The sequence below is a fragment of the Pseudomonas sp. SDT291_1_S447 genome (assembly GCF_054070155.1).
In genome coordinates, this window is record NZ_JBSVXS010000250.1 from 1 (window position 1) to 1640 (window position 1640).

The 1640-nt window shown below is 62.4% G+C and carries 2 protein-coding genes; one reads left to right on the forward strand and one right to left on the reverse strand.

Annotation, left to right across the window (positions count from 1 at the left end; genetic code table 11):
• Nucleotides 1–88 precede the first annotated feature (88 nt).
• A complete protein-coding gene (locus tag ACW9IR_RS29270) occupies nt 89–517 on the reverse strand; it encodes a rhodanese-like domain-containing protein (RefSeq protein WP_016984245.1) in 429 nt (142 codons plus the stop codon).
• A gap of 101 nt (nt 518–618) precedes the next feature.
• On the opposite strand from ACW9IR_RS29270, the gene ftrA reads away from it, so the two are divergent.
• Entirely contained in the window at nt 619–1593 is a 975-nt protein-coding gene (gene ftrA, locus ACW9IR_RS29275) for a transcriptional regulator FtrA (protein WP_250604335.1), read from the forward strand.
• The last annotated feature ends 47 nt before the right edge of the window (nt 1594–1640 follow it).

Below are 1640 nucleotides of genomic sequence, written 5' to 3' on the forward strand. Positions count from 1 at the left end.
GGAGCTGCCGCAGGCTGCGATTTTTTGATCTGTTTTTTTTACAATGAAGATCAAAAGATCGCAGCCTGCGGCAGCTCCTACAAGGGGATCAGCATTCGCAGCCGATTGCGGTTTTGGCGGCTTGCTCAACGCTCAGTTGAAAGCCTTCATCGAGCCATCCGGTCACGCCGCCGATCATCTCCTTGACCGGGTAACCCAGCGCTGCCAGTTTCACCGCTGCCTTGTTCGCGCCGTTGCAGTGCGGGCCGGCGCAATAGACCACGAACAGCGTGGTTTTCGGGTAGCTGGCCAGTTCTGCAGCCGTCAGCAACCGGTTCGGAATATTGATCGCGCCCGGCACATGCCCGCGCTCAAAGGCCAGCGGCCCACGGACATCGACCAGAACAAAATCGATCTCGCCAGCCTCCTGACTGCTGAACACGTCAGAACAATCGGTTTCGAAAGTCAGACGATTACTGAAGTGCATCAGCGCGATTGCCGACGGGGCGGCAGGGATGTCGCGAACCAGACTGACCATGGGTGTTGCTCCTTTATCTGAACGGGTGTGAACAGACTTTATCGAGCGTCCGCTTGCAGCTACAGTGGCGCACAAGACACTCACCGGGAACTTTCCGCCAAATGCCGACATCACCAGGTCTGGTTGCGATTCTGGCCTACGACGGCCTCTGCACATTCGAGTTCGGCATCGCCGTGGAGGTCTTCGGCCTGACCCGGCCGGAGTTCGATTTCCCGTGGTACACCCACGCCATCGCGGCGGTCGATCAAGGCCCGATGCGCGCCTTGGGCGGCATTCAGGTGCTGGCCGATGGCGGTCTGGAATTGTTGGCCGAGGCGCGCACCATCATCATTCCCGGCTGGCGCGACCGTAACGCAGCGGTGCCTCCAGCATTGATCGACGCGCTGTGTCAGGCCCATGCCCGGGGCGCGCGATTGCTGTCGATCTGCTCCGGTGTATTTGTGCTGGCGGCCACCGGTTTGCTCGACGGCCACGGCGCCACAACCCATTGGCGTTACACGGCGGAACTGGCGCAGCGCTTCCCGGCGATTGCCGTCGATGCCGATGTGCTTTACGTCGATTCCGGCCAGTTGATCACCTCGGCCGGCAGCGCTGCCGGGATCGATGCCTGCCTGCATCTGGTCGCGCGGGACTTCGGCACGCAAGTCGCCAACTCGGTGGCGCGGCGACTGGTAATGTCGCCGCAACGCACCGGCGGCCAGGCGCAATTCATACCGACCCCGGTCAGCCCGACGCCGCGCAACGATCTGTCGCGGGTGATGCAGTGGGCGCGCGAGCGTTTGCATGAACCGCTGGAGGTGCGTGATCTGGCCAGTGAAGCGGCGATGAGTGAGCGCACGTTTCTGCGGCGTTTTACCGAGGCCAGTGGGCAGTCACCGAAGGCGTGGTTGCAGCATGAACGGTTGGCGCGGGCGCGGGAGTTGCTGGAGAGCACGCCGCATAACACCGAGCAGATTGCCGAGCGCTGCGGTTATCGGTCGGTGGAGAGTTTTCGTGTTGCGTTTCGCGGGGTGGTGGGGGTGCCGCCGTCGGTGTATCGGGAGCGGTTTGGGCGCGGCGTGAGGGTTGAATCCTGAGGTGATTTTGAAGGCGCCTTCGCGAGCAAGCTCGCTCCCACAGGGTG

Coding starts and splice junctions, on each gene's coding strand:
- ACW9IR_RS29270 (WP_016984245.1), bottom strand. CDS start 517: ATGGTCAGTCTGGTTCGCGACATCCCTGCCGCCCCGTCGGCAATCGCG.
- ftrA (WP_250604335.1), top strand. CDS start 619: ATGCCGACATCACCAGGTCTGGTTGCGATTCTGGCCTACGACGGCCTC.